The organism is Vibrio sp. Vb0937 (assembly GCF_033338855.1).
The window spans coordinates 1-1029 of sequence record NZ_JAWOTK010000469.1 but is presented as its reverse complement, the minus strand read 5'-3'; the positions used below and the strand labels follow the sequence as shown (position 1 = coordinate 1029).

Sequence of the window (1029 nt, the reverse complement as noted above, 5' to 3'; positions counted from 1 at the left end):
AGGCTTGATACCAAGTTGTTTACTTTCGCATTCGCCGTTTCGCCATAGTCACGAATGACTGCAACTTGAACTTGTGGAGGAAATTGCTCGGATTGAAGCTCCGCCAGTTTATCCCGAACAGACTGAGCCACGTTAACCGCGTTCGAGCCTTTTTGTTTAGCGACAGAAATGAACACCGCTGGGTATGCTTCATCGTGGTTTTTATCGCGATACCAAGTATCGGATGTTGCCTCACCTTCACCGTCGTAAATACGCGCGACATCTTTCAAATAAACGGGTTTGCCATTGAGCACCGCGATAACAAGATCGCCAACCTCTTCGGCGTTAGTCAGAAACCGTCCCGACTCCAATGTGTAATTTTGCCCGTTTACGCGAACGTTCTTGCCTTGGGTTTTGCTATTACTGAACTGAATGGCCTGTTCTAGGTCATCGATGGTTACTTTGAAGTTTGCCATCGCAACAGAATCAAGCTCTATCTGGGTTTTTCTCGGCTCACCGCCAATCACTTCCACCTTGTTGGTGGCATCCAATGATTTAATGCCTAACGTGGCTTGGTCTGCAATACGTCTCAACTGATGGCGATCGAGAATGTCTGGATCGGTGGAATAAATTGCGGCAACAACAATGGGTACATCATCGATTTCAACAGGCTTTACAAGCCAGTTAGTGACAGAAGGAGGAACTTTGTCTTGGTTGGAATAGAGTTTGTTATACAGCTTAACCAGAGCATCTTCGCGGTTTTCGCCGACATAGAAACGAACGATGACTTGCGCAGCACCTTCCATTGACGAAGAATAAACGTATTCCACACCGTCAATTTGGCTAACAAGCTTTTCTAATGGTTCAGTGATTTGATTTTCGACTTGAGAAGCGCTGAGTCCGGGAGCCGAAACCAATACATCTGCCATCGGCACAACGATTTGCGGGTCTTCCTCTTTCGGGGTCAACCACAAGGCTGCGGCACCGACCACAAGCGCGAGTAAGATCATGATCGGAGGGAAAAAGCTGTTCATCACAGACTGAACAAAA

1 protein-coding gene is annotated in these 1029 nt (G+C 47.1%); it reads right to left on the bottom strand.

Going from position 1 to position 1029, the window contains the following annotated elements; all coding sequences use genetic code 11:
* Nucleotides 1-1029 (bottom strand): efflux RND transporter permease subunit (locus R7P67_RS26590; RefSeq protein WP_318086552.1); only part of this gene is annotated, 1029 nt, incomplete at both ends.